This window comes from Agarivorans sp. Toyoura001 (assembly GCF_005405585.1).
Taxonomy (GTDB): Bacteria; Pseudomonadota; Gammaproteobacteria; order Enterobacterales; family Celerinatantimonadaceae; genus Agarivorans.
In genome coordinates this window covers 39,191-65,967 of sequence record NZ_BJEQ01000004.1, presented here as the reverse complement: position 1 = coordinate 65,967, position 26,777 = coordinate 39,191, and the positions used below count along the sequence as shown (strand labels likewise).

Below are 26,777 nucleotides of genomic sequence, written 5' to 3'. Positions count from 1 at the left end.
GGTTACTATTTACCCATTAGCAAGACAAAGCAAATATTAAAAGGAAGAACTCGATGGCGGCTAACGTTAAATTTTGGGATAAACATGCTAAGGGCTATGCCAAGCGAGTAATTGCAGATAACCAAGCTTACCAATACAAGCTAGACCAAAGTCGCCAGTATTTTTCCAAGCAAGCCACCGCTATAGAAGTAGGTTGTGGAACCGGCTCAACAGCGCTGTTGCACGCCCCTCACCTTAAACATTTACTTGCTACCGATTTATCGTCGGGAATGCTAGACATTGCCGAACAAAAACGCCAGCAGCAAAACATCGAGAACGTAGATTTTAAGCAAGCAACAATTGAAGATTTAGATGTAAACGAACCGGTAGATGTTGTGTTAGCACTTAACCTAATTCACCTTCTCGAAGACAAAGATACCGCCATTGGCAAAATAATGACCTGGCTAAAACCGGGCGGCGTATTGATTACCAGTACCCCTTGTTTAGGCGACAGAATGAAGTTTTTTAAGGTAATAGGCCCTATAGGTAAAGCACTAGGCCTAATGCCTTTGGTTAAGGTATTTACCGAGCAAGAATTGCTGAGTAGTTTTATTCAGCAAGGTTTTAGCATTGAACAGCAATGGCGACCTAATAAAGCCATTTCTAGCTTTATAGTCGCTCGAAAACCAAAGGCAGAATAGCGGTGTTTACACCGCCGCTTTAAGTGAATTTTCGCTTAGGCATTCTGCCAAAATTTGTTGCAACAAAAAGGTTTCTCGCTCAACCGACATCCCCGCTTTCGGGTTGTTTGCTATGGTGTCTAGGTTGTGCTGAATAGCGTGATGAATGTTTAACCAAACTGGCTTCATGCCATTGTTGATTTCATAGTCTTCTAAGGCATTGTTGCCCAGCTCATCGTCAATTTCACACAGATAACAATAAGACAGCATATGCATATAGTCGGCATCATCTTTATACCAGGGGCGATATTCTTCATAGCAGCCAAAGGCTTCTATATTGCGAATATTTTGTGCACCAGTTTCTTCACTCAATTCCCGCTTTAAGCCAGTAATAAGGTCTTCACCTTGATCCACGCCACCACCAGGTAGTGTGTAATCATGATAGCGCTCGGTATACATCAGCAAGATATCGTCACCCTTCAACACAATCGCACGTGCCGCAATACGCTCTAAGGCACTACCGGTAAGAGAGCCTAAATCGGAATGAATGGTTGATTTGAGTAAGCGCATAGAGATTTAGCTGATTGAAAAATGGCTGGCGAATTTAGCAGTTAAGTCCTAAACAAGCAAACCCACATTAATGCGGTGACTTCTGGGTATAAATAAAGTTTTTTATTTATAAATATTTATGTCGATAAATTTTACATAAGACAAATATTAAGTCTTACCTTAAACCTTAACTACATGAAAAATAAAGGATAGTTATATAGGGCTTGATTCTTGCTAAGTCGTAATTCGAAAAATAACTATAAATCATTGGTTTAACTAAGCATCTTTGTAACAACATTGAAGGAATATACTTGTGCAAAAGACATCTTTAGCATTAATCACAACAGCGAGCCTCCTCCTTGGGTCCTTTACCGCTCAAGCCACCATGTTAAGCGGATTTGGTGGAGACGCTGGTTACGGTGAGCTAGCCATGGGCAGAAATGATGATGGTTCATCGAATCAACTCGACCTACCCTTTGAAATTAACTACTTTGGCAATAGTTACAATCAGTTTTTCGTAAACAACAACGGGAACATTACTTTCGAAAGCGCATTAGATGGCTTCACTCCAGTCGCCTTCCCCGTTGCTGAGCAGCCAATGATTGCGCCATTTTGGGCTGATGTAGATACCGGCTGTGCTGAATGTGGAGAAGTATATGTAGGTAGCCCTTCTGACGGTGTAGTAGCAGTTACTTGGGATAACGTGGGTTACTACGATGAAAACTCAGACAAAGCTAACAGCTTCCAAGCTGTACTGATCGACCGTTCAGATACAGGTGCTGGCAACTTTGATGTTGAATTTCGTTACGACAAATTAGAATGGACTACTGGTGATGCCTCTAACGGATCAAACGGCTTAGGCGGCACCCCCGCTCAAGCAGGTTATGATGCTGGTGACGGCGAAAACTTTTTCGCTCTGCCTGGTTCATTTAGCGAGAATATTTTAGATCTCGTTTCAAGCTCTAATACTGGCGAAGACGGCGTATGGCGCTTTGCTATTCGCGAAGGCGCGTTACCAGGTGCAACCCCTGACAACCCAATAATGCCAGTAGTAGTAGATGGCGGTTGGGGTTTTGAATTCAACGTAGATGCCGATGAATTAGTCTTTATTGATCCAGATGTAGCGGTTGGTTACGACTACATTGTTGATTCAGGTCCAAACATTCGCACGGTTACGCTACCTGCTGGTTTCGACGACGATATGTTCTTTATCTGGTTATGGACTGGCGTAGATTGGGAACAAGTTGCCAATTTAGCTGCTGGTGATGTTTATGACTTTGGTGTTGATGGTGTTGACCGTTTCCGCGTAACAGGCATTGACACGTCAAACGAGCTGGACCCAAATGACGAACTAGCATTTGTTACCGGATTAACTTTTGCTGGTTCAGGCACCGTTGCCATGCGCCAATTACCAATTCTAGAGTTTATTCCTGGCCCAGGTAACGCAGTACCAGAACCTAGCACTTGGTTGTTGATGTTAGTAGCAGTAGTATTGTTACTTAGCTCTCGAAAACGCAGCAACTCTGCACCAATAAGCTTAATGCCTGCATAAGCTAAGCGGTTAAAAGTAAGGGAGCTTAAGGCTCCCTTTTTTGTTACGGACAACTTATGAAAAATGTATTTATCGCTTTATTTTCATTGCTTATCACTAGCACCACCTTAGCTGAAGATTTTGAAGCGTGGACAGTTAAATGCCCACCGGGTAAGCCCTGCGTAATCACTCAAATGATTATGAAGAAACAAGGCGATGCAGCAAACGTTATAGCCGGAGTGAGCTACTTCAACCATGCAGAACAACCCATTTTAAAAATTAGAATTAGCGCAAACGCTGAGCCTAAAAAGGGCTTGGGATTAAAAATCGATGAGCAAAAAGCCCTTCATTTGCCTATCACTACCTGTGACAACAAGCTTTGCGAAGTTAATGTAGTCGCCGATAGGCAATTGATAGAAGATCTACAGAACGGAAAATTGATGTCGATTGCTTACATCCTTAAAAGTAACCAGCAACAAACCGCATTTCCGGTAATACTCACTGGCTTTAAACAAGCTTATGGCTCTATTCAATAAGCAAAAAAAAGGCCTCGCAAGCGAGGCCAAACACCACAGGGAATGTGGACTTGCACAAACATTTTTTGCTTTAGCTTTTTCGCAAAAAATGAAACTTTAAGAACTTACGGTTACTAGGCTTGGGTAATCGGTATACCCCTTGGCGCTACCACCATATAAAGTATCTTGATCTAATTCATTCAGATCCGCGCCTTGTTTAAAGCGCTCTGGTAAATCGGGGTTAGCAATAAATGGCGCGCCAAAAGACACCACGTCAGTACTATCATTTGCAATCGCTTGTTCTGCACTCTCTGCGCCATAGCCACCGTTTGCCATGTATGCACCTGCAAAACGACTGCGTATTTGGGCAAAGCTAAAGCCTTCGTTACTCGCGCCAGCGAAGTTCTCAACAACGTGTAAGTAAGCCAAATTCATTGGGCTTAACTGCTCAGTTAAGTGGTTAAAAAGAGCTTGAGGCTTGCTATCAGACATTGAGTTGAAAGTACCGGTTGGCGAGATGCGAACTCCAACTCTCCCGCTCCCCCATACTTCAGCAACGGCAGCAGTAACTTCAAGCGTCAAACGCGCTCTATTTTCGATAGAGCCACCATAGTTATCGCTACGCTGATTAGTGCCATCTTTAAGAAACTGATCTAACAAATAGCCATTGGCTGCATGCACTTCTACGCCATCAAAACCTGCTTGCTTGGCGTTAATTGCTGCTTGCTTAAACTGCTCAACAATAGAAGCTATTTCATTACTTTCCAAAGCACGCGGTGTTTCAAAATCTAAAAAGCCTTGCTCGGTAAATGCTTGCCCTTCTGGTGCTATGGCCGAAGGTGCAACGGGTAACCCCCCATTTAACTGAATAGCTGAGTGAGAAATGCGGCCAACATGCCATAGTTGCAGCACAATTTTTGAGCCCTTAGCGTGCACCGCATCGGTAATGGCTTTCCAACCTTGAATTTGTTGCTCGCTGTGAATACCCGGTGTAAAAGCATAACCCTTGCCTTGCGGTGAAACTTGAGTAGCTTCAGTAATAATTAACCCGGCACTGGCGCGTTGTTGATAATACTCAACGTTAAGCGCCTGAGGTATATCACCGGGTTGGGCTGAGCGCGAACGCGTAAGCGGTGCCATCACCACGCGATGCTTTAAGCTAATATCGCCTAAGTTAATCGGAGAAAATAAGTTTGCTAGAGACATAATTAAATCCTTTCAGTTATCACAAAATGGCTTGGCTGGTTTATCTATTACTTAGTGCCAAATAGCTTTCGGCTTTAAGCCAATATTCGGCGTACAATTGATTAAAGTCGTCGACCACTGAACGCTGCACCGCAGGTAAGGCCAACAAACGCTCGCCTAAACCACTTAAGCGAGGAAAATCGGCCAACCAATCTTTAGCGTATAATGCTTTCGTAGCCGCGAAACGGGTGAATAGAGGAGCTAATGCAGTATCGATTAAGGCTAAATCATCCCCATTAAAATAGGCGTTTTCAGTAGTAAGATTTTCTAAGCGGCTTAGCTTGTCTTTTAGGCCCGCTAAGGCTGAATGGTAATCGTCTTGATTTTTCGCCATCGACGTTTGATACTGAGCCATTAACACTTGGCTAGCATATTCAATCCACCCTCGGTCTTTGGCTTTTTGCAAAGGATCTACTGGCATCAACGAGCCTTCGGTAATTTCATCTAGAAACTCATTAATCACTGCTGACTCAAACAAGACTTGGTCACCATATTTCAATACTGGTACCTTACCTAAAGGTGACAGTGCGAGAAACCAGTCTGGTTTGTTAGCCAAATCAACATATTGTATTTTGAAGTCGATCCCTTTGTGCAGTAAGGTAATCACCGAACGTTGAACAAAAGGGCAAAGCTTAAAACTAATCAGTTCAATACTTTGATTGGGCTGGTAGGTGGTGGGCATGATATTTTTCCTTGTTGTAACAAACAAATATTCACCTGGTTACCAAATACAACTTTTGTATCCAAACGAAACATAGTATCTTTTGGTAACTATAAGAATGTTTTGACGAACTACAAGTACGCACAAATTAGATATTTAGTTTCCTAGAGGTGCCTAATGTTGGATTCAGCGGCTTCCAGCCACGAAAAAAAATATGAAGTTTCTGAGACAATGCATGAATGTCCGGTGACTACAGCCATTGATGTGATTGGTGGAAAATGGAAAGTGATTATCTTGTATCAGCTACGAGGGAAAACGCTTCGCTTTGGTGAGTTGAAAAGAGAGATCCCTAAAATCACTCAAAAAACGCTAACCCAGCAACTGCGTAATTTGGAAAAAGATAAACTGATCGAACGAAAAGTATATGCTGAAGTGCCGCCTAGAGTGGAGTACACCCCGACATTTTTAGCCGAGCAACTAAATCCAGCCTTAGATTTATTATGTGCTTGGGGAAAAGACTATCAAAAAGCCCACGAGTGATCTAAATACGCCTCAGCAATACATCACGGATCAAACCAAGTGCGTGCTTTAATTGTTCAATGTCCTGCGTGGCCATTAAGCTTATCCGCACTGCGGGTCTTTGTTGGCCTTCAACACTAAAATGTTGCTCACCGCTAAGGTGAATACGGTGTTTTAGCATCACCGCTACAAAGGATTTACTGGTCCAGCCTTGTGGCAAGTAAAGCCAAAGATGATAAGCACAGTGCTCAACGAGCGCTTGATTCACAAACTCTAACTCACTAAAAATGTGTTTCGCAGCTTGCTGACGGACTAAGGCCTGGCGCTTTTGCCACTGGCTAATTTGAGCCACAGCGCCGCTTGTTATTAGCTGACAAGCCAATTGCATGAGTAAAGGGGAAGGCAGCCATACCGTTGTTCTCACTAAGTTTATGTAGTCATCACGCTCACTTTTGGGTACCACCAATAAGCCTAAACGCAAACTAGGCGAGACGCACTTAGACAAGCTGGTTAAATAAACCGTTTGCTGTGGCGCAAAACAATAAAAAGGCTTGATGTTGTCGTCTGCTAAAAAGCCATAAATATCGTCATCAATCACTTGAATAGCATAGCGATTAACTAGCGCAGCCAACTGTTGTCGCCGCTGATTTGGCATCACGCTTGCGGTTGGATTTTGACAAGAAGCCACCAATACTAAGGCCCTAATAGCTTGCTGTTGATATTGTTTTTCTAACGATTCAACCAATAAACCTTGTTCGTCTAAGTCAATAGGTACCGGTATACGGCCCGTTTGTCGAAGTACTGAAAGAATCCCGGGGTAACATAAGCGCTCTACCGCTACTCGATCACCCACTTGGGTAGTGGCAAGCACTGCCACTAACAATGCATGTTGCGCACCGTGGCAAACTATTACTTGGCTTTGCTCAGACACAACACCTTGGCTTTGTAGCCATTGGTGCATAATAGCTAGTTGCTCTGGATTACCGGCATCATCTTCGTAATCGCAATATGCTGCCAAGTCATCGCCAGCTAAGGCCTTAAGCTGAGTACGTAAGGGGGCTAATAAGGGTCCATTTAATGGTGTAACTAAGGAAAGGTTAAACTCATTTCGAGTTCGCCCTTTTATACCGTCGCTAAGGTTTACGTTAAATGAAACAAAAGTGCCTTGCCCCACTCCCGAACTTATCAAGGCTTTGCTTTCTAATTCTTGATAAGCCTGCCGCACCGTAACGGCACTACTGCCAATCTCTTTGGCTAAAACGCGATGAGCAGGTAACTTGTTTTGGTAAGCTAAGTGCCCCTTTAATATTGCATTCTCAATGCAACGGGCTATTTCCAGGTATAAAGGACGAGCTTGCGGGTTAAAACTCGCTAACAAAGCTTGCATAGAGATATCGATATTCCATAAAAAATAGCATGAGGGCGAACGCTGAAGCGAAGAGCCTTACGAGATACTATGCAAGTATATCAAACTAGCCAGGTTTTAATTTGTACACCGCTTTGCTGAGCACGCAGTAAAGCAGCTACCTAGAAAAGGAATTTTGATTCACCCAAGCTGGCATTGGTCGCTTAGTCCATTTTGCAAACGACATTTTCTCAGCCAAATAAAACTGGCGATAAGCCTCTACCGCATCCCCTGTTTGTTTATATTCAAGGGGCATAGCTTGAGCGAATTCGGTCAAGCCCTTTTGGCCATAGTGAAATTCGGTAAGCTTCTCCAGCACCGCCATCGACTTATGGTCTACCTCTTTGTTATAGCGATAACGGTACTCTCGGTTTAATTCTACTGTTAATTGCTTAAGCCACAAAAAATTGTCATAAGATTGCTCAACCCAAAGCACACAAGGGTGGTTAAGGTGAGTAGATTTGTAAGGCGTAGTAAATCCTTTTTTATTTAAAGCGGTACACAACATTTGAACGCTTTCTAAAATCATTTTTACCACATGTTGGTCGCAGTGAAACTGCGCACAGCGTTTAATATCATGGTCCAGAATAAAAATGTTCATAAGGTTTCTCATGTGGATTGTATAAGCTGCATCCGCTCTATTGAGCAGTGCCAGTGACAATAATTTGAAGTTATAAAATCACTACGTTGCTAAGCGCTCAATCGATTAGAACACTTCACATTTTTTATCGCTTTCAATAGTCACAACAACTCACTATGTTGAACTAGTAGTGCGCTTTGCCATTGCACTAGTAAAACAAGTCAATTTGTCGAAAACTTACGCTAAGTTCAGTGAACCGTTTACATTGAACTAGTTCAATGTAAACATCATTTTATTGATTGCCGCAAACTACTTGCTTAAACATTTAAAGGGAATACACGATGAGTAAAGCACCTCTAACCACGGTTGCATTTATTGGCTTAGGAACAATGGGTTTTCCTATGGCTGGACATTTAAGCAACAAGGGCTACGAGTTGGTGGTGTATAACCGCACCGATGCCACAGCAAAACGCTGGTTAGAGCAATACACCGGCACGCAAGCCTTTACCCCAGCAGAAGCCGCCGCCCAAGCCGATGTAATTATTACTTGTGTGGGCAACGACCAAGATGTACGGGCTGTATGCCTTAGCGAAAATGGCATTATGCCTGCAGCCAAACCAGGTAGCATTTTAATCGACCACACCACCGCATCTGCTGAATTAGCACGTGAGCTATATAGTGCCGCTCAACAACATGAATTAGCATTTCTAGACGCCCCGGTATCTGGCGGTGAAGCGGGTGCAGTAAACGGCGCATTAACAGTCATGGTGGGTGGCGAGCAAACCACCCTAGATAAAGTGGAGAGCTTACTTGGCAGTTATGCCAAAGCCGTTACGTTAGTTGGTTCTGCAGGCTACGGACAAACCTGCAAAATGGTCAATCAACTTTGTATCAGTGGTATTTTACAGGGCTTATCTGAGGCTTTACAGCTTGCAAAGGCGGCTGACCTAAACATTGATACCGTTGTGGAGGTATTGCAACATGGCGCAGCCGGAAGCTGGCAATTGACGAATCGAGCGAAAAGCATGGCAAACAACCAGTTTGATTTTGGTTTTGCGATAGACTGGATGCGTAAAGACTTAGCCATTTGTTTTAATGAAGCTGACAAGCTAGGTGTGCCGCTACCATTGGCAAAACAGGTTGATGAACAGTATGCCAAATTGCAGCAACGTGGGTTCTCACGTGCTGATACCTCAGCCTTAATCAAACAATTTGATCAAGAAGCGCGATAACTTGCGCTCAAAAAAAACCTAAGGCCGCAGGCCTTAGGTGGGAGTCACGCGAGAACGTGAATATATAAAATAAAATAGAAGTTCAAATAAAGCGAAAAGTGCGAAACATTCAGCCTAACAAGACGGCAATAAGGGAAGTGTTTATTGCCTGCATGTTTAAATAGGCTTTCAATACCTCGCGCAGCGTCAGTGGCTCAAACCAACAACATCTTCGCTAGCACACTAGTAATACTAACCCATCTTGAGAGAAGCCACTTAGATCCAGCATGATTCGCTGTAAGCATTACTATACAGATTCTTTGAGAGCTAAAGAAAAGCCGATTGTTCAGCTTTAGCTTGCGCTATACCTAGAGCTAGACTAAGCTCGCGTGCAATTGTAGTTGGCAACTTTGATTGCCCATTACGCTACCCTATTTCCATCTTTACTAGGTAACAATAATGACTCTTATTGCCGTTCCAGATTTAGCGAAACCTGAAGCTAAAAGCCATCACAAACCACGCCATTTGAAAAAGTTAGCGATTGGTCCTTTCGCACAAACCTGCGCAGAGATTAGATTTGTTGCTGATATCGAGAAATTTGACGAAGTAGACGCTGCACTTGCCGCGACTCAACAGCAGCAAGGTTGGGATTTGTTTATTGCTTACTTTAACGAGCAATACCACGTAGCAATCAACTTCTTCACTGAGCAAGCTGAGCTAGAAGCTGTTGTTGCACAAGCAAATGCCACTATCGTTGAAGTACTAGGCGATGTTGAACTGCAAGTTCTTGCTGGTGATGCAAATTATGGCGATTGGGATAGCTGCTACGCAGAGTAAGTCGCATCCCATTTTTATTGGCGCAATTCCTCGATTAGCGCCAATAATGGCCTAATAGCCGAGTTCTACTTGGTTAATTTGTTGTAATTGTTTCACGGCACTCAAGGTCATCTTTAACGGCACCCAAATAAAATACGCTGAAGCAAGTATAACCATCACCGGATCAGCATACACCGCAAATTCTGCATACCGTGTTTTAGTCAGCACAATCGCAATGCCAAAGCCCATTAACACCGACGCGCTAATAACACTGTCCATTAACCATTGTTTTGCTTCCGCATCTAACAGCGCCGACTGAGAAGCACTTTTATTTAAAATCCAATACGTTGCGACACAACCCACTACATTAACAAGGCCAAAAATTAACGCCAATCCTGTATCAACGTCACGCCCGCCATGAATAATAGCTAACACAGCAGTAGCAAAAGACACCAGACACATCACGCTAATCGCTAAACCTTTAAAAGCAACAACCGCAGGCTCAATCATCAGCGCTTTGTTGGGTTTATCATCAAATACAGGGTGCTTCTTTAGCGCTAAGGAACCTAGTGATACCAAGGTGAGCGCTAAACTGACTAAGGAGTAAGCACCATCAAATACAATCACTAAAGAACCAGCCCATAACCCTAAACTGATACCCAGTAATGCAAAAAATAAAGAGGAGAAACTAGAAAAGCTTAACAGTGCTTTTTCCGACCAACCAGAACCAAACATTTAACTACCAATGGCGCAACTAAGCGACATAACCTTCTATTAAACAATAAAAGTTCGCCATTCTAGTGGGTAAATAATCTACATTCAAGAGTGCCACGCTATGCTAGTAACACTCTTTGCTTCGTAATTACAGCTCGGACTCAACTAAAGCCTTAATTTTGTGGGCTTTTTCAAAATGATTAAGCTGATGGGCGCTTATCCACCAGCTAGCGGCTTCCATTAGCAAAACAGGATCATCATTTTTATTGGCGAAAAACGCATAAAAAGAGAGCCCTACATCACTCCCTTTGCTGGCCATTTTCTTATCGCACACTGTCACAATATGTTGTTTAAGACTGTCGCGCATTTTGATCCCCTTATTCGCTAGCTGTCCAACCAGGCGCAATGGCCAAGCCAGCCACACCTTTAAGCACTGAACAGTCTTTTAAGGCTAGCTGATACTCGCCACCACTTAAGCTATGTGCAGTCGAACAATCTACATTCCATTGTCGCAGCAAATACCCTGCTAACGCAGCCCTTACTTCTAAGGTTAGTAAGCCATTATGCATCGCGTAGTCCAGCTCAATGGCCTGTGGATGAACCAAGCTTGGGTGAGCAATCAGTTCAAGCTCAACAATGTGATTCCACTGTTTATCGTATTCACGGGCTTCTAAGGTCTCGATAGACTGATCCAGCACAGCAAGCTGGGTAAAGCGGGTGCATACAAAATCACGAAAACTGCTACTCACCCGGTCAAAAGCACGTACATGCCAACGGTGACCATTATTAACCAAGCTATGCGGAACGATCTCTCGGCTAGATTCCCCCGATGAAACAGACAAATACAAACATTGTAAGGGAACGCGATGATGAATAGCGCGCATAATAGCCGCAATAAACTCTGCTTTAGGGTGCACCAAGCGTACGGCGTCAAAGCAGGTATCACTAGGTTCTAGTGGAAATGATAAGCCGTCGCCAAAGCCATGAGATAGGCCGGTTAAAATGGCTTCTGGATTATGGGAAAACAGCGGACTAAATTGATCTCGTCTTAAATAGCGACGCGCCTTGTGATCAAGAAAAGCATTGTTGGGCGCAAACTGCTTGTAGCTTGATAGATCTCTAGTTGCAGCCGCAAGACCAGTTTGAAAACGGCTAATCAAATCGGCTCGGCTTACTTCACCAAAATATTCTAAGCTAAAATCGATAAACGCTAGGCGACTGCGTTGCCCATGACTTAAGTCTTTTAGTTCCATTAATTAACACTCTACATTCCCAGAAAGCAAAAATATTAACAAGGGAGCTTTAGACAGGCAATCATTTTGATTAGCACTTATTTTAGTGTTGATGGGCAGCAAACAAAACTGCAACCCGTTACTTCCATAGCACTATAAATATCAAATATTGATCATTATTTTTTACATCTCAAATTGATTTTTAATCAAAACACCTGCCGTAAGCCGCAAAACAAGACGATACCTATGAAATCAATTTATATTTAATTATCAAAAATTTAAAAAATAATCCTGTTTTACATCACACATCTACGTCACATAATTTTAGCGCCAAGCCTTAGCCTCCCCCAACTCAATATGTACAAAATATAAACTACAGATGTTAACGCTAACAAATACAAAAACATAAGGATATAAAATGAAGCCTTTTATAACTACGCGACCACTCTTTAGCTGTGCACTGTTTAGCTCAGTGTTACTACTAAGTGCTACCGGCTTTTCGGCAGAAGCAGCGCTTAGCAAGCAAAATTTAGCCAACTCCGGATATTGGGGTGGTATTTTGCTACCCGATAACAACGCAATTAGCGCCTCTGAATTGAACACCATTTACAATCGTTTTGTAGATAACTACATCGTTAATGTTGGTAGCGATAAAGCCCGTGTAAAATGGGGATCTGGCGGTGCATTGCGTGATGGCAGCGGAAACGTAAGTAAGGATGCTTACGCTACCGCCTCCGAAGGCATGGGCTACGGTATGCTGATTACCGCTTATGGCAACGACAAGACTCGCTTCGATAAACTGTACCGTTTTTACAAAAAAACTATTGATGATAACAACGCTGCCTTAATGCCTTGGTTGGTATGGGACAACGCCTCTCCAGTAACTAATCAAATTTGTTACGGCATTGTGGGTCAAAACCAAACCTGCTTTGGTGCTGGCGGTGGCGGCCCTGCTACCGATGGCGATGTTGATATCGCGATGGCCTTATTTGTTGCCGCAGACAAATGGAGCGGTACCGGTATTGATTATCGCGCTGAGGCCATTCACATCGTTAACGAACTACACGACAACTGGCTGCATTGGTGCGCCGACGACGGTGGCACTTGGGTTGTTAAGCCCTACCAAAAATCTAATTTTGATCCCTGTAAAGACGAAATTGATGCCTCATACTCCATTCCTGCTTTTTTCCGTTTCTTTGCAGAAGTGGCCGCATTAGACAGCAAAGTAAGCAACACCAACGATCGCTGGAATTCAGCTGCACGTGATTTATATGCCAAGTTGCTAGATAAACAAAAAGCGGGCCCTAACGGAGACAAAACCTTTGTGCCTGATTGGATGAAGCTAGACGGCAGCGATGTATCCGGTCGCAGTACTAATTATGGTTCAGACGCTTCACGTATCCCATGGAGAGTGACCATGGACTACGCCTGGTATGGCACCGACGAATCGCGTAACTGGACACGCCGTTTAATCAATGACCTTGTCAACAATTCCAACAACGGAGACATATCAGGTATTGAGGCTGATATTGCTCGATCTACTGGTAATAGCGCCGGTTACAACGGGCGGTCATTTTCTGGCGGCTTTGCGGTTGCAGCCATGCTTTATGATTGGTACCCCGCTAACGCAAACAACTATACCAACCATTGGGTTAACGAAACCCTCAATGGTAGTTTACCGTGGAACATAGGTGCAAACGGTTATGAGAATGCCAACAACGATTACTACGGCATGGCGTTATCAACGCTGTATGCGCTCACCCTAACCGGCAATACCTATAAACCCGCTGCGAACTGACAACAAACCTGCAAGGGTTGGTTGTGCCGTACAACCCTTGCTTAACCCGCAACTCTAAATGGAACAGCTAATGAACAGCTAATGAACAAACTAATAAGAGTATTGTTATTACTTGTAATGGCTAACCTAGCATACGGATGAAATGCCGCGACATTAACCGATAAAATGGCCAAGTAATGCGAGAGCACCGATGCCCCTCGGTAACCCTTATGCAAAACCTAGCGCACTGTCACTACCAATATTGAATTGCGGAGGAATGTAAAAACTTAGGTTTTAATACCGTTCGAGTGGCGTAGGTTGACCCCTTTGTTGCTTGGGATCCAAAAGGGACACCTAGTCTAGGGGCTAATTGGTCGGTAGATGAAGTGAATTCCAACGCACTCGTGGCTTTGACATGATGGCTGAATTCTGGCGTAAGGTGGCAAGCCGCTATAAAGATAATGACTTGGTTTATTATGAATTGAACAATGAACAAGCCTGGAATGACGCAGATTACAAATCATCTGCTTTTATGGAGCCAATGCCTCAGGTCTACCAACAAGTAAGACGTGATGCACCTCAACACTATATTATTATGTTCTCGTTCCATTCAATTGCGCTGAATATGAAAAGTATCGTTGATCAATACTCTTGGATTGATTGGAGCAATACCTCGGTAGGCTTTCACTTTTATGGCGCGCCTAACGGCAACATGAACCAAGAAATTACCCACTTAAATGACCTGCTAAACAACTACCCAACTATTTGTACTGAGTGGGATTACTTAGGCTAAGGCCATAACTACGTTAAGCGCTACGGTTATGATGTAAACGCCAAGCCTTAGTTCACTAGTGCTTATTCTAATCGCAGTGTTTCACCAATTGCCATACTCACAAACTCACCTTGTTTAGCGTGCTCGCTCAGCTCTATTAATTGCTCTGCAGGCTCCATTACAGGCTCAGCGGTTAAAGGGTATGTGCCCCAGTGCATGCCTATCGACAGTTTTGAGCGCACATCATTATGAATCTTAATCGCCTCAGGCACGTTCACGTGCTGGTCTTTCATAAAGTCGCGAGGGGCGTAGGCTCCAATAGGGATAAAAGCTAAATCTATCTCACCCGCCCATTGGCCAATTTCCTTGAAGTCGTAAGGGTTGTAACCAGTGTCTCCGGCAAACCATAAACGTTTGTTGTCTACTTCAATTAACCAACTGGCCCAATGGCTTTTATTGCGGTCAAACAAACCACGTGCTGACCAATGCTGACTAGGCGTAGCTGTAATCTGGGTATTTGCTCGCTGTTCTGAATCCCACCAAGCCAATTCACTAATATTGTTGCTATCCACCCCCATTTTTTCAAACCAAGCACCTAAGCCCTCGGGAACTAAGTAATGGGTAGAGTTACCTAAGGCTTTAACTGCCATTTTATCTAGGTGGTCATAATGATTGTGTGAGATCACCACAAAATCAATCTTTGGCAAATCTTCCGGATTAAAGGTAAGCGGGACTAATCGTTTAGGGCCAGCAAAACTCACCGGCGATACGCGTTCACTAAACACGGGATCTGTAAGAAAAGTAACACTAGGTAACTGCACCAAGAAGCTAGAGTGGCCTAGCCAGGTAATTTTATTGGTTTGCTGCGGGTTATTGATTAGCGCTATATCTACCGTTTGACGTGGAATATCGCTGGCCTGGGCAGCTTGGTCAGCCCACACTTGCTCGCCAAAATAGCGAACATACAAAAACTTGAAAGGGTTTTTCTCTATAGGGGGAATATGGTTGTTTTGATAAACCTTATCCGACGAACTACACGCCACAATCAGGCCTACGGTGAACACTACAACTAGCCCAGTTAACAACTTCGTCACTATCAATCCTTTGGAGTTACACTCAATAATATTGCCACTGTAAAAGTTCTATAGCGCTTAAGGCAAGTACCAGAGCAATAAAAAAGCGCTAGCTACCCGCTAACGCTTCATCTTCACAGCTAGAAAAAATTAATCTAAAACAAACTCTTGGCTTAAGCTCATCACGCTAACGCGTCCTTTGCCTTCAGCTTTAGCGCGATATAAAGCGCGATCTGCTTGTTTAAGCAGCCAATCTTCATTTAGGTCGGCATGCTCTACTCCACCGCAATCAGTGATACCAATTGAGCAGCTTAAATCTGGCAGTTCGGTCACTAACTCTGGTTTATCAGCCCAAGCACTCAATTCATTCTTAAAGTGATTTCGGTTCTGTAAATTAGTGAGTAAACGTTCTGCGGTAAGTTTTGCTTGAGCATGATTTGCACTAGGAAACACCACCACAAATTCGTCGCCGCCCCAGCGCGCAATAATGTCTCCAGCACGCATGGTTTGTACGAGTAAATCGGCAAACGCGCTAAGTACTTTGTCGCCAACATCATGACCAAGCAAGTCGTTAACGATTTTAAAATTGTCCAAGTCGATATAAGCCAACGAACAGTGATACGTGCCATTTTGCTGCTCAAACATCACCAATTCTTGGTCTAATCGTGCCAACAAAGCTTGGCGATTAAATAAGCCCGTAAGCGAGTCTGTGGTCGACATTTTCAGCAAATTTTCGCGGTGTTTTAGTTGCTGTAATTGGCTGCCTAACTGGCGACTAATAAGATTTAAAGTGTCTTGATCTTGTCTATCGAAGTAACGGTTACTATTAAAGTTACAAAGCGTTAAAGCGCCATAAAGGTGCTCATCAACAAAAATAGGTAAACAGGCTAATGAGTTATACGTCGCGCGTTTTCCATCTTCACCTTTGGAGCTAAAACTGTTGTTTATCCAGGTGGTATGGTTATCTTCAATATGGGCTAAATAATGTTGTACTTGTTCTTCGGGAATCGCTTTTCCTACATGAGTCCACTCTGTCCAACCTTCAGAAGTAAAGTGATGAATCATGCCGACTTGCACGGTAAAATTGCCACACACCAGTTTTAAGCTCTCAACGGCTAAATCCATGGTGCTTTCAAAACGTTCAGGCAATGATTGCATTCGGCTAATCAACTGCATCTCGCGCAGCCGCTGCTGCACTTGCCGTAACTGAGTATCTTGCTTGGCATTACGCACCAAATCGAGCAAGTTTAAAGAAACATCGTTTAGCGGAAACTTCTCAATGTCTTTAGCATAAAAGGCATTACGTTTATCAATAACCTTTTTTATACCCTTAAAAATTTCGGTGAAACGCGGCAAGACTAAGGATTCGCACATGGCTAAGCTAGATTGCAGCAATCTATCGCACGCTTCCCAGTTACCTTGTCGGCTATAGACTTCCAATAATTCGGTACTGCATTGCGGCAGTAGGCGGCTATCCATATCCACGACTTCGCCTAACAAGGCGGGCGCTTTTTCAAAGGTTTGCTGAGCCTCATCGAGTCGGTCATCTACAACATCAAGTGAGCCTTGCAATAATGCTCTTAAAAAGGCACCAGTACTAGACGGGTTAAATGGTAAACCTTGCATGCGTTCTAAACACTGCTGGGCACGAGCTAACTCACCTAATTTAGTATGGCAAAAGCCTTTTAGACTAAATACATCGTAAAGGTTACGAAAAGGAAAGTGAGTCATTTGGCGTATACGACAAATTCGCACTAACTGCTCTAATACGTCACAGGCTTGCTGGTAATCTCGGGTACAAAAATACAACCACGCAAAGTTGTACAAAGTAACTACTAATTCCGAGTAATCACCAGTATGGCGAGCAATAGAATAAGCGGCTAGGTATTGCTGTTGTGCTTCTGGGTATTTTTCCAACAAGGTATTAAAGTAACCGGTACCGTTATACATTCTTACCCGTTCGCTGGCTTCACCCAGTTGTTCGCGAATACGCGAACTTACAGCAAAACAACGAAACGTAGCGTGGTAACGGCTAATGTAAGAATAAATAATGCCTTTGCTGTGATAGCTGGCGGCAATGCCTTGGCGATGCCCCATACGGCGAGCCAGTATCAGTGCTTGCTGAGTAAAATCTAGTGCAATAGTTGAATCGAGCTCTTCATAAAACCGCAAATACGTGTAGTAGTTACGCAGTGCATACAGGCGTGAACAATCCATATTGTATTGCTTCAATACTTTGTCTAGATGTTCAAACTCAAGTAACTGTAAAGGTGTAGATGACTTATCGTGGGCATAAAAATTCACAAATAAAGATTGCGCTAACAAGTGCCCATCGGCCGCTTGCTCTGCCAACTCTAAGGCTGCTTCTGAACATTGCATCGCTTCTTCAAAGCTTTGCTGCTGTACCAGGGTAATACTTAACAAATTAAGTAAATGTACTTTATTAAACGCCGGCTCTAAGGTTTCTTGAAACACTTGTAGCAACTCTAATTCGGTCACCGCAGAATTCAACTCGCCTTGATAAAGCAAGGCTTCAGCTAACTGAAGCTGCAAGCTAGCTTTTGTAGCATCGTCTAAATCGTTGCTTTCAAGCATTAAACGCGCCGCCATTTCAGCTTCTGGCCAAGCCATAAAAGCAATATTTTCGGCCACTAAGGCGTCTGCACTTTTTATACAATCACGATACTGCCAACGTGCTTTTAAAGGCGATTGGCTTGCAGGTACTTTGTGAATCAGCGTGGTGTCGTCTAACCAATCTAGAAACCCTTCCCACGCTTCATCGTCTTGGCGATTGGCTAAGGCATATTGAGTATCAATTGATACCAATACCATTAGCGGAAGGTTAGGTTTTTGATTGACCAAAGCTTTGACCAGCTGAATGGCCGAAGCAGAAGCAAAGTGCCAACCACTAAGCACTACCAAACAAGGCTCTAGCACCAACAGTTCGGTTAACTTAAGGATCGCTTTTTCAATAGATTGCTGCTCAAAGTACAAATCATCCACTATGACCATTTCACTGCGGGAATAGGGTTTGCCTTCTAACATGTCGCATATATTCTGCTGCAGAGGAACAAAGTCGGTGACTTTTTTCGATAATTCTTTGGCAGTATACGGTGAGCATTCAAAACGAGCGGTTAACAAGGCAAACAAAGCACTATAGGGCGAATAAGCACTAAGATTGTTGAGCGTAATCATGTACATCGGCACTGCTTGCTGCTCTGAAAAATCAGAAGCACAACGCGCTAAGTTTTCAGGGTCGGAACACTGGAAAAAGCTAAAACTTGCTTTGTTTTGCAGCGCTAATTGCCAGTCAATGGTCAATCGCTTAGAGAAATGGTCTACTTGGGGCATACTTGAAATCGCCCTCCCAGGCAAACTTGAACACTCGCTATAGTAAGATATTTACTCAATAATCGATGCCAAGATGGTCACATAAAGCTCGGGAAAAAGCCTATATATACAGCTAGATAATAAAACTGATAACTTGGTCAACTTTATTTAGTGTTAAGCTCGCCAACGCTGAATCAAACAGCCCATGGGTAAACAACAAGAAATTAAACTTGATAGTCACACTCGTGTTTAGGTGCTCGTATGACGTACTATATCTAGATACTCGAACCACAATTATTTTAATGTCTTTAAGTATCCAACAACAAGCAAAACTTTGCCAAATAAACCAAACCAAACAGATTCACCATAGCGAGTTGATTCAGTCACTATGGGGCGGATATGGCGAATTACTAAGAGTGCACTTTAAGCAGGGGTTGCGCTCTAGCCTAGTGGTTAAAAATATTCGTTATCCAGAGCAAGTAGAACACCCTCGCGGATGGAATACTCAAGGCTCTCACCAGCGTAAAGTTCGCTCTTATCAAGTTGAACTTGCTTGGTATCAACACTTTGCAGCAGCCTGTGATAACAATTGTTACGTTCCAAGCCTGTTAGACCTAAGTGCAGATAACAATCAACAATGGCTGGTTCTTGAAGACTTACATACTCTCGGTTTCAATCAAGTAAAACAACAAGTAAGCGCAGAACAAGCATTGATATGTGTGCGTTGGCTGGCTTACTTTCATGCGCGTTTTTTACAAGCCTCAGCAGCACAACTTTGGCAACAAGGTAGCTACTGGCATTTAGCTACCCGCCCAGACGAACTCGCTGCCATGGAAGATAGTCCACTCAAGCAAGCAGCGACGGCCATCGACCAACAACTACAAAACAGTGACTACCATTGTTTGATTCACGGAGATGCCAAACTTGCTAATTTTTGCTTTAACCAAGAGGTGAGCCAAGCAGCTGCGGTAGACTTTCAATACGTGGGTAAAGGCTGTGGCATTCAGGATTTAGTCTTGTTTATGGGCAGCTGTTTAAGTGAACAGCAATGTTTTGAACAACAAGACCATTTTCTTGAAGTCTACTTTAACCAGCTTAAGCAGGCTATTTCGCACTATAAGATAAGCTTAGTAAACGTTGCCGAGCTAGAACGTCAGTGGCGCGCGTTATATCCCTTCGCCTGGGCCGACTTTCAGCGGTTTCTGCTTGGCTGGAGCCCTGACCATTGGAAACTCAATAGTTACAGCGAACAACAAACCCAACGTGCGCTTAAGGCCCTAGCTTAGTGAATAGCATTAATCATCCATCAATATCCTGCCCATTTAGCGCGGCGAACCTTGAGCAGCTTACGCAACTCGCCATTGAAGCCGCACAACAAGCCGGTGAGTACATCGCCGCTTTCCCGCGTAGCTCACTAGAGGTTGATCGCAAATCTTCTACCCTAAGTTTAAGTGCGCAAGTGGTGACTCAGGTTGATGTGTACTGTGAGCAATTGATTTTAGACCACTTGAAACAGGCTACTCAGCAATTTGAGCTGGCGGTATTAGCCGAAGAAAATACTCAGCAACACAGTCTTAGCCAACACCCAAGGCTCACTCAACCAGCATTTTGGGCCATTGACCCTCTTGATGGCACCCTACCCTTTATTGAAGGCGGCAATGGTTGCGCGGTGTCTATCGCCCTTGTAAACAAGCAAGGTCAGCCATTGATTGGAGTGGTATACCTTCCCTTCTCCAAAGTTTTGTATCACAGCTACTTTGACGTGAACTCCCATCAATACCGAAGCATTAAACAGCAGCAAACGTTTAGCCTTAGCACGGCTAAAATTAACCAAGCCTTAGTATTTTACTGTGATAGAAGTAGCTTGAAAGAAGCCTACTTTAGCCCGCTAAAGCAGCAGCTAAGCGCCTTAGCTAATCGTTTAGGCTACCAAGAGTTAGTGGTTAATCAAGATGCTGGCGCGGTAGTAAACGCTTGCTCAGCAATGGAAAGCAATGATGCTTTTTACTTGAAACTAGCTAAGCGCAACGAGGGCGGTGGCAGCATTTGGGATTTTGCCGCTACCGCTGCTATTGCAAGGGGAAGAGGAGCGTGGGTAAGTGACAGTTTGGGTCAAACCCTAGCGCTAAATAACTCAGGTTCTAGCTTTATGAATCAGCAAGGCGTGTTGTATGCCAGCTCCCAAGATATAGCTGAACAGATTTTAGCTTTAAAGCTGAATCAACAGTTTAGTGATATCTAAGGTCAAAGCGACCAAGCGAAAGCTAAGCAACAAAAAAGCCAGACAAGTGTCTGGCTTTTTATTCCCGACTAAGGCTTACACTGCAGTATGAATACAGCTCACTGAGTGATCGCTAGTACCTTCCAACTGCGGTTTTAACTGAGCACACTGCTCGGTAGCAATTGGACAGCGAGTGCGGAATACACACCCCGATGGCGGGCTAATAGGCGAAGGTAAATCGCCTTCTAGCAAATCAATGGTTTTGTTACGTTCCAAATCAGGATCAGGAATTGGCACTGCCGACATGAGGGCTTTAGTATATGGATGTGTGGGTTTATCAAATAGTGCTTTCGATGTGCCCAGCTCTACTGCATTCCCCAAATACATCACTAACACTCGGTCAGAAATGTGTTTCACTACCGATAAATCATGAGCAATGAAAATAAGGCTAAGCCCCATTTCAGCCTGTAATTCTTTAAGTAAGTTAACCACCTGTGCTTGAATCGATACATCTAAGGCAGAGACCGGTTCATCACAAATAATCATCTTAGGTTTTAAGATTAGCGCCCGTGCAATACCAATACGTTGACACTGACCACCAGAAAACTCATGCGGATAACGGTTAATAACGTTAGGCAATAAACCTACTTTGGTCATCATCTCTTTTACCTGCTGCTTAACTTCTGCCTTGCTCAGCTTGGGGTAAAAGGTTTGTAAAGGCTCGGCAATAATATCGCCAACGGTCATGCGTGGGTTTAACGAGGCCAGCGGATCTTGGAAGATCATCTGAATCTCTTTACGTTTCTCACGTAGTTCTTTATGGGGCAATTTAGTTAAGTCTTGGCCTAACCACACCACCTTACCCGCTTCGGCTGGCACTAAGCCAATCACCGCACGCGCAAAGGTAGATTTACCACAGCCAGACTCACCAACCACACCCAAGGTTTCACCTTGATAGAGTTTTAGTGATACACCGTCTACCGCTTTTAAAGTAGCCGCCGGTGCCCAAGGCAAACCTTTGTTGTTCTTAATTTTGAAATAGACTTTTAAATCCACTACGTCCAGCAATAAGGCTTTATCACTCATGTTATTGGCCTCCGCTTAAGTGGAAGTTGTCATGGCAAGCACGCTGACGCTGATCGCCAAAAGTGCTTAGTTCAGGCGTGTGCTGACGACAGTGATCACTCACTCTGTGGCAACGCTCCTGGAATGGACAGCCCTGCGGAAGCTTTAACAAGTTAGGTGGGTTACCCGGAATTGTTGGCAGTATTTCACCTTCGGTATCCAAGCGTGGAATCGCTTTTAACAGGCCTTCTGTATAGGGGTGGCTTGGTCGATAGAATACGTCTTTAGCGCTCCCATATTCCATGGTTCGCCCGGCGTACATCACCAGCACTTTGTCACAAATACCCGCTACAACTCCTAAGTCGTGAGTAATCATAATAATCGCCGTATTAAACTCACTTTTAAGTTCGTTTAACAAAGTCATTATCTGCGCTTGAACGGTAACATCCAAGGCAGTGGTAGGCTCATCGGCAATCAATAATTGTGGTTTGCAAAGTAAGGCCATCGCAATCATTACGCGCTGACGCATACCGCCAGAAAACTCATGTGGATACATCGCCATGCGCTTTTCAGCTTCTGGCATTTTCACCGCATCTAGCATGCGCACTGCTTCTACATGGGCTTCACGATTACTCATGCCTTTGTGCAAACGCAATACTTCTTTAAGCTGCTCACCTACTTTCATATAAGGGTTGAGCGAAGTCATTGGGTCTTGGAAAATCATCGAGATTTTCTCAGCACGAATAGCGTTTAACTGCTGTTCAGGCAAGTTAAGCACTTGCTGACCATTAAACAGCGCTTCGCCAGAAATGATGCCGTTTTTCGCTAGTAATCCCATTAAAGCAAAAGCGGTTTGGCTTTTACCAGAACCCGATTCACCCACAATGCCTAAGGTTTGTCCGGCTTCCAATGAAAAGGTTAAATCGTTCACTGCTGTAACACTGCCTTCAGGAGTTGAAAACTCCACGCGAAGGTCTTTAACGTCTAATAAACTCATTGTTATACCCTTGCCTTACCGATCTTTCGGATCTAAGGCATCACGTAAACCGTCGCCTACATAGTTAAAACTGAATAGTGTGACAACCATAAATGCCGCTGGATACAGCAATTGCCAAATGGCAATTTCCATGGTCTGCGAACCATCTTGTAATAGTGCGCCCCAAGATGTCATTGGCTCTTGTACACCTAAACCTAAAAAGCTTAAGAATGACTCTGTAAGAATCATTTGCGGCACCAGTAAAGTGGCGTACACCGCCACAATGCCTAATACGTTTGGCACAATATGGCGAGTAATGATCTTCCATTTAGATACACCACATACTTCGGCGGCTTCAATAAATTCTTTGTTTTTAAGGCTTAAGGTTTGGCCACGAACAATACGCGCCATGTCTAACCACGATACTGCACCAATCGCCACAAATACCAAGAAGATGTTACGGCCAAAAAAGGTCACCAACAAAATCACAAAGAACATGAATGGAATACCATAAAGGATCTCTAGCAAGCGCATCATGACTCGGTCTACTGTGCCACCCAAAAAGCCAGAAGTGGCGCCATACAAGGTGCCAATAAGCACCGCTACAAATGCCCCCATTACGCCAACAAGTAACGATATTTGACCACCTAATAAGGTACGTACAAACATGTCTCTACCTAAAGAATCGGTGCCAAAATAATGGCCACTCTCGATAGAAGGTGCATGATGCATAGCGCCCCAGTCAGTATCGTCAAAAGCAAACTCACTAAGGTGCGAGCCAAATGCCACTAACAAGGTAATAAATACTAAGATGCCCAAACTCACCATCGCCGCGCGGTTGCGCATAAAGCGCATGCGGGCGTCTTGCCACAGGCTGCGACCTTCAATTTCCAACTTATCGGCGAACTCGCTAAGCGCTTCGCTGTTCTGTTTATTATCTAACATAGCAGCCTCCTAGTAGCGAATTTTCGGATCGATGAAGGCATATAAAATGTCGACAATCGCATTGAAAATAATAGTGAAACTACCAATCAGAATGGTTAAACCTAATACTAATGAGTAATCTCGGTTAAGCGCGCCGTTTACAAACAACTTACCAAAGCCCGGTAAACCAAAAATGGTTTCAATCACTACCGAGCCAGTAATAATACCGACAAACGCTGGCCCCATATACGACACCACTGGTAGCAGTGCAGGACGTAAAGCATGGCGCAATATGATGTGGCGATAAGGTAGGCCTTTAGCTTTAGCGGTACGGATAAAATTGGAGCTTAATACTTCAATCATGCTACCGCGCATAATCCGCGCAAAAGACGCAACGTAGAGTAAAGACATGCCAAGCATCGGCAATATGATGTATTGCAATTGCCCCCCATTCCACCCGCCTGCGGGTAGCCATTGCAGCTTAATGGCGAAGATATACACCAAGGTAGGGGCTAATACAAAGGAAGGCATCACCACCCCGGCCATTGCCGTAGACATAATACTAAAGTCCATCCAGGTGTTTTGTTTAAGTGCCGCTAGCGTGCCAACAGACACACCCATTAATACTGTGAATATAAAGGCGATTGAGCCAATTTTGGCAGACACCGGTAGGGCTTGCGCCACTAACTCATTCACGGTGTAGTCTTTATATTTAAATGAAGGGCCAAGGTCGCCTTGAGCCAAACTGCCTAAATAGGAGAAATACTGCTCCAAAACCGGTTTATCTAAACCGTATTTCGCCTCGATGTTGGCGAGGACTTCAGGCGGTAGTGAGCGCTCACCAGAGAAAGGGCTTCCCGGGGCAAAACGCATCATGAAAAAGGTGATAGTAATCAATACCAGCAAAGTGGGGATTGCTTCTAACATTCGTTTTAAGATGAACTTAATCATACAAGTATCCAGCTTTTATTTATTTTCGTTGCACACTATTAACTAGCTAACAACAAAATAAGGCACCCTGATAAGCAAGGTGCCTTATTCAACAAACATCAATTATTTAGCGATGATGTATAGATCTTTGGTGTAAATTTTATCTTCCGCGTTATTCATTGGGTAACCACCCACTGTTGGTTTAACCAAACGCGCATTTACATAGTGGTAGATAGGTGCAAGCGGCATATCTTGAGCAAGTTGCGCTTCCGCTTGACGGTAGTTATCACTGCGAACGGCATCGTCTACAGCAGCCATCGCACCATTCATAAAGCCATCGTAAGCAGGGCTATTGTAGAATTGGTCGTTGTTACCGTTGTTGCTTTGCATTAACGAAAGGAAGGTAGACGCTTCGTTGTAATCACCACACCAACCCGCGCGAGTAACATCGTAGTTACCGTTACGGCGGTTATCTAGGAAAGTTTTCCACTCTTGGTTTTCAAGGTTAACTTTAACACCCAACGTTTTCTTCCACATAGACGCTACCGCAATAGCAATTTTCTTGTGGTTCTCACTGGTGTTATACAACAAAGTAAACTCTAAAGGCTTGTCTTTACCGTAACCTAGCTCGGCCAGTAACGCCGCTGCTTTAGCGTTACGCTCTTTTTGTGTCCAGGTTGCGTAATCTGGCGTATCAACTTGTAAGCCAGCCACTTTTTGGTGAGCAAAATTGTAAGCTGGCAATTCGCCTTTACCTACAATGAATTTAGCGACTGCGTCACGATCAATGGCGTAAGACAAAGCTTTGCGCACTCGAACATCGTCAAACGGGGCTTTTTTGTTGTTAAAGCCGTAGTAGTAAGAACATAAGTAAGGCGTTACTTTTAACGAATCTGGCTGCTCTTTCTGCATACGCTTAAAGTGCTCGTTAGCCATTTCGTAAGTCATATCGATTTCACCGGCTAAAAAGCGGTTCATGTCGGTGACTTGGTTCTCGATAGGTAGGTAAGTCACTTTGTTAATAACAGTACTGTCGTTGTCCCAGTAGTTATCATTGCGAGCCATTACGATTTTCTCGTTAACTACCCACTCGCTCACTTTATAAGCGCCATTACCCACGAAGTTTGCAGGTAGCGTCCACTTGTCACCAAACTTCTCTACCGTTGCGCGATGAACTGGCTTCAAGGTGGTGTGAGAAGTCATCGCTACGAAATACGGTAGCGCTTGCTCAAGTTTAATTTCGAGGGTGTAATCGTCTAAGGCGGTAACCGCTAATTCAGAGGCTGGTTTTTTGCCATCAATAATCTCTGCTGCGTTTACCATGGTAGTCATTTCTAAATACCAAGAGTAAGGAGCGGCTGTTTTAGGGTCTACAGCGCGTTTGAAACTATATTCAAAATCGTGAGCCGTTAATGCATCGCCATTTGACCATTTTGCGTCTTTACGTAGGTGAAAAACGAAGGTTTTATTGTCTTTAGTTTCCCATGACTCTGCTACTCCAGGCACTAAATTGCCATCGCCGTCTTGGTTTACTAACCCTTCAAGAAGCTCTCGAATCACGTTTGATTCAGGAACACCTTCGGTTTTATGAGGGTCCAAAGAAGCAGGCTCAGTACCGTTACCACGGACTAATTCTTGTACCGGCGCAAGTTTAACGCCAGCAGGAACATCTGCAGCAAAAGTAGCGGTAGTGAAGGTACTTAGTATTGCGGCGCTAACGAGGCTAGCCGCGAGGGTTTTAGCAGTTTTCATTTTCATCTCCATATTGACACAGTGAGCTATATTTTAGCCTTCTGTGATATTTCCATTCACTTTACATGAATATTAAATCAGTACAATATTCTAATAAAAAGCTCATACACGCCAGATGCTACACTCGAATAACAAAAACGACAAATAATAAGTTACCTTTTACAGCCCATTCATCCCTATTATTCTCGCAAATAAATAGTTTTTTATTGTTAAAGCACTAAGTTAAGCTAACCTCTAACAATTATTGTTAATGATCAGTAAAAATCACCTTTACTTAGAATTACCACCCTTTTGTATTACAAAAGAATATGGTTAAAATT

General features: G+C 43.7%; 25 protein-coding genes. 10 read left to right on the top strand and 15 right to left on the bottom strand.

Translation table 11 applies throughout. The features are described 5' to 3' along the window. Positions 1–53: 53 nt before the first annotated feature. On the top strand, positions 54–680 hold the full coding sequence (locus FFR00_RS07040) for a bifunctional 2-polyprenyl-6-hydroxyphenol methylase/3-demethylubiquinol 3-O-methyltransferase UbiG (protein WP_137672685.1): 627 nt from the start codon (positions 54–56) through the stop codon (positions 678–680). A gap of 6 nt (positions 681–686) precedes the next feature. Here the strand turns inward: FFR00_RS07040 and FFR00_RS07035 are convergent, their stop codons facing one another. Then, the gene (locus tag FFR00_RS07035; RefSeq protein WP_137672684.1) at positions 687–1,229 is read right to left on the bottom strand and encodes an NUDIX hydrolase; all 543 of its coding nucleotides are present in this window, start codon (positions 1,227–1,229) and stop codon (positions 687–689) included. Positions 1,230–1,521: 292 nt separating this feature from the next. Here FFR00_RS07035 and FFR00_RS07030 point away from each other — a divergent pair, with 292 nt between their 5' ends. Further along, complete coding sequence (locus FFR00_RS07030) at positions 1,522–2,760, top strand: nidogen-like domain-containing protein (protein WP_137672683.1); 1,239 nt, start codon at positions 1,522–1,524, stop codon at positions 2,758–2,760. A 56-nt stretch (positions 2,761–2,816) separates the two neighbouring features. Continuing rightward, the gene (locus FFR00_RS07025; RefSeq protein ID WP_137672682.1) at positions 2,817–3,275 is read left to right on the top strand and encodes an invasion associated locus B family protein; all 459 of its coding nucleotides are present in this window, start codon (positions 2,817–2,819) and stop codon (positions 3,273–3,275) included. 96 nt (positions 3,276–3,371) lie between these two features. Here FFR00_RS07025 and FFR00_RS07020 read toward each other — a convergent pair whose 3' ends face one another. Together FFR00_RS07020 and FFR00_RS07015 are read right to left on the bottom strand one after the other, a co-directional pair. Beyond that, positions 3,372–4,460: an alkene reductase gene (locus tag FFR00_RS07020; protein ID WP_137672681.1), complete on the bottom strand. Its 1,089-nt coding sequence runs from the start codon at positions 4,458–4,460 to the stop codon at positions 3,372–3,374. A gap of 40 nt (positions 4,461–4,500) precedes the next feature. After that, the gene (locus FFR00_RS07015; RefSeq protein ID WP_137672680.1) at positions 4,501–5,181 is read right to left on the bottom strand and encodes a glutathione S-transferase family protein; all 681 of its coding nucleotides are present in this window, start codon (positions 5,179–5,181) and stop codon (positions 4,501–4,503) included. A gap of 156 nt (positions 5,182–5,337) precedes the next feature. Between FFR00_RS07015 and FFR00_RS07010 the strand changes: the two genes are divergently transcribed. Further along, positions 5,338–5,700 (top strand): helix-turn-helix domain-containing protein, encoded by a 363-nt coding sequence (locus FFR00_RS07010; protein ID WP_137672679.1) that lies wholly within the window; start codon positions 5,338–5,340, stop codon positions 5,698–5,700. 1 nt (position 5,701) lies between these two features. On the opposite strand, the gene FFR00_RS07005 is transcribed toward FFR00_RS07010, so the two are convergent. Next, entirely contained in the window at positions 5,702–7,066 is a 1,365-nt protein-coding gene (locus tag FFR00_RS07005) for a PLP-dependent aminotransferase family protein (RefSeq protein WP_137672678.1), read from the bottom strand. Between the two features lie 136 nt (positions 7,067–7,202). Next, a complete protein-coding gene (locus FFR00_RS07000; RefSeq protein WP_174235934.1) occupies positions 7,203–7,685 on the bottom strand; it encodes a pyrimidine dimer DNA glycosylase/endonuclease V in 483 nt (160 codons plus the stop codon). A 320-nt stretch (positions 7,686–8,005) separates the two neighbouring features. Here FFR00_RS07000 and FFR00_RS06995 point away from each other — a divergent pair, with 320 nt between their 5' ends. Together FFR00_RS06995 and FFR00_RS06990 are read left to right on the top strand one after the other, a co-directional pair. Then, positions 8,006–8,896, top strand: a complete 891-nt coding sequence (locus FFR00_RS06995; protein WP_137672676.1) for an NAD(P)-dependent oxidoreductase — start codon at positions 8,006–8,008, stop codon at positions 8,894–8,896. Between the two features lie 438 nt (positions 8,897–9,334). Then, positions 9,335–9,712 (top strand): hypothetical protein, encoded by a 378-nt coding sequence (locus tag FFR00_RS06990; protein WP_137672675.1) that lies wholly within the window; start codon positions 9,335–9,337, stop codon positions 9,710–9,712. A 51-nt stretch (positions 9,713–9,763) separates the two neighbouring features. Here the strand turns inward: FFR00_RS06990 and FFR00_RS06985 are convergent, their stop codons facing one another. From FFR00_RS06985 to FFR00_RS06975, 3 genes are all read right to left on the bottom strand, one after another. Beyond that, positions 9,764–10,426: a cation transporter gene (locus tag FFR00_RS06985; RefSeq protein WP_137672674.1), complete on the bottom strand. Its 663-nt coding sequence runs from the start codon at positions 10,424–10,426 to the stop codon at positions 9,764–9,766. Between the two features lie 127 nt (positions 10,427–10,553). Then, positions 10,554–10,772 (bottom strand): DUF6500 family protein, encoded by a 219-nt coding sequence (locus FFR00_RS06980; RefSeq protein ID WP_137672673.1) that lies wholly within the window; start codon positions 10,770–10,772, stop codon positions 10,554–10,556. Between the two features lie 10 nt (positions 10,773–10,782). Continuing rightward, a complete protein-coding gene (locus FFR00_RS06975; RefSeq protein ID WP_137672672.1) occupies positions 10,783–11,658 on the bottom strand; it encodes a WYL domain-containing protein in 876 nt (291 codons plus the stop codon). A gap of 397 nt (positions 11,659–12,055) precedes the next feature. Between FFR00_RS06975 and FFR00_RS06970 the strand changes: the two genes are divergently transcribed. Further along, positions 12,056–13,435 carry a glycosyl hydrolase family 8 gene (locus FFR00_RS06970; protein WP_137672671.1) on the top strand — a complete coding sequence of 460 codons (1,380 nt, stop codon included), beginning with the start codon at positions 12,056–12,058 and terminating at the stop codon, positions 13,433–13,435. Positions 13,436–13,829: 394 nt separating this feature from the next. Then, positions 13,830–14,207, top strand: a complete 378-nt coding sequence (locus FFR00_RS06965) for a cellulase family glycosylhydrolase (protein WP_137672670.1) — start codon at positions 13,830–13,832, stop codon at positions 14,205–14,207. 62 nt (positions 14,208–14,269) lie between these two features. On the opposite strand, the gene FFR00_RS06960 is transcribed toward FFR00_RS06965, so the two are convergent. Then, positions 14,270–15,280, bottom strand: coding sequence for an MBL fold metallo-hydrolase (locus FFR00_RS06960; RefSeq protein ID WP_161985116.1), 1,011 nt, complete (start codon positions 15,278–15,280; stop codon positions 14,270–14,272). A gap of 129 nt (positions 15,281–15,409) precedes the next feature. Next, complete coding sequence (locus FFR00_RS06955; protein ID WP_137672668.1) at positions 15,410–18,610, bottom strand: diguanylate cyclase; 3,201 nt, start codon at positions 18,608–18,610, stop codon at positions 15,410–15,412. A gap of 281 nt (positions 18,611–18,891) precedes the next feature. Between FFR00_RS06955 and FFR00_RS06950 the strand changes: the two genes are divergently transcribed. Both FFR00_RS06950 and FFR00_RS06945 read left to right on the top strand, forming a co-directional pair. After that, complete coding sequence (locus FFR00_RS06950; protein WP_137672667.1) at positions 18,892–19,875, top strand: oxidoreductase family protein; 984 nt, start codon at positions 18,892–18,894, stop codon at positions 19,873–19,875. Continuing rightward, a complete protein-coding gene (locus FFR00_RS06945; RefSeq protein WP_137672666.1) occupies positions 19,875–20,831 on the top strand; it encodes a 3'(2'),5'-bisphosphate nucleotidase CysQ in 957 nt (318 codons plus the stop codon). The genes FFR00_RS06950 and FFR00_RS06945 overlap by 1 nt, the downstream gene beginning before the upstream one ends. Positions 20,832–20,906: 75 nt before the next feature. Here FFR00_RS06945 and oppF read toward each other — a convergent pair whose 3' ends face one another. From oppF to FFR00_RS06920, 5 genes are all read right to left on the bottom strand, one after another. Next, positions 20,907–21,896, bottom strand: a complete 990-nt coding sequence (gene oppF, locus FFR00_RS06940) for a murein tripeptide/oligopeptide ABC transporter ATP binding protein OppF (protein WP_137672665.1) — start codon at positions 21,894–21,896, stop codon at positions 20,907–20,909. A 1-nt stretch (position 21,897) separates the two neighbouring features. Further along, complete coding sequence (locus FFR00_RS06935) at positions 21,898–22,872, bottom strand: ABC transporter ATP-binding protein (protein WP_137672664.1); 975 nt, start codon at positions 22,870–22,872, stop codon at positions 21,898–21,900. 15 nt (positions 22,873–22,887) lie between these two features. Further along, a complete protein-coding gene (oppC, locus tag FFR00_RS06930) occupies positions 22,888–23,796 on the bottom strand; it encodes an oligopeptide ABC transporter permease OppC (protein ID WP_137672663.1) in 909 nt (302 codons plus the stop codon). Positions 23,797–23,805: 9 nt separating this feature from the next. Then, a complete protein-coding gene (oppB, locus tag FFR00_RS06925) occupies positions 23,806–24,726 on the bottom strand; it encodes an oligopeptide ABC transporter permease OppB (RefSeq protein ID WP_137672662.1) in 921 nt (306 codons plus the stop codon). A 102-nt stretch (positions 24,727–24,828) separates the two neighbouring features. After that, positions 24,829–26,457 (bottom strand): ABC transporter substrate-binding protein, encoded by a 1,629-nt coding sequence (locus tag FFR00_RS06920; protein ID WP_137672661.1) that lies wholly within the window; start codon positions 26,455–26,457, stop codon positions 24,829–24,831. Between the last annotated feature and the right edge of the window lie 320 nt (positions 26,458–26,777).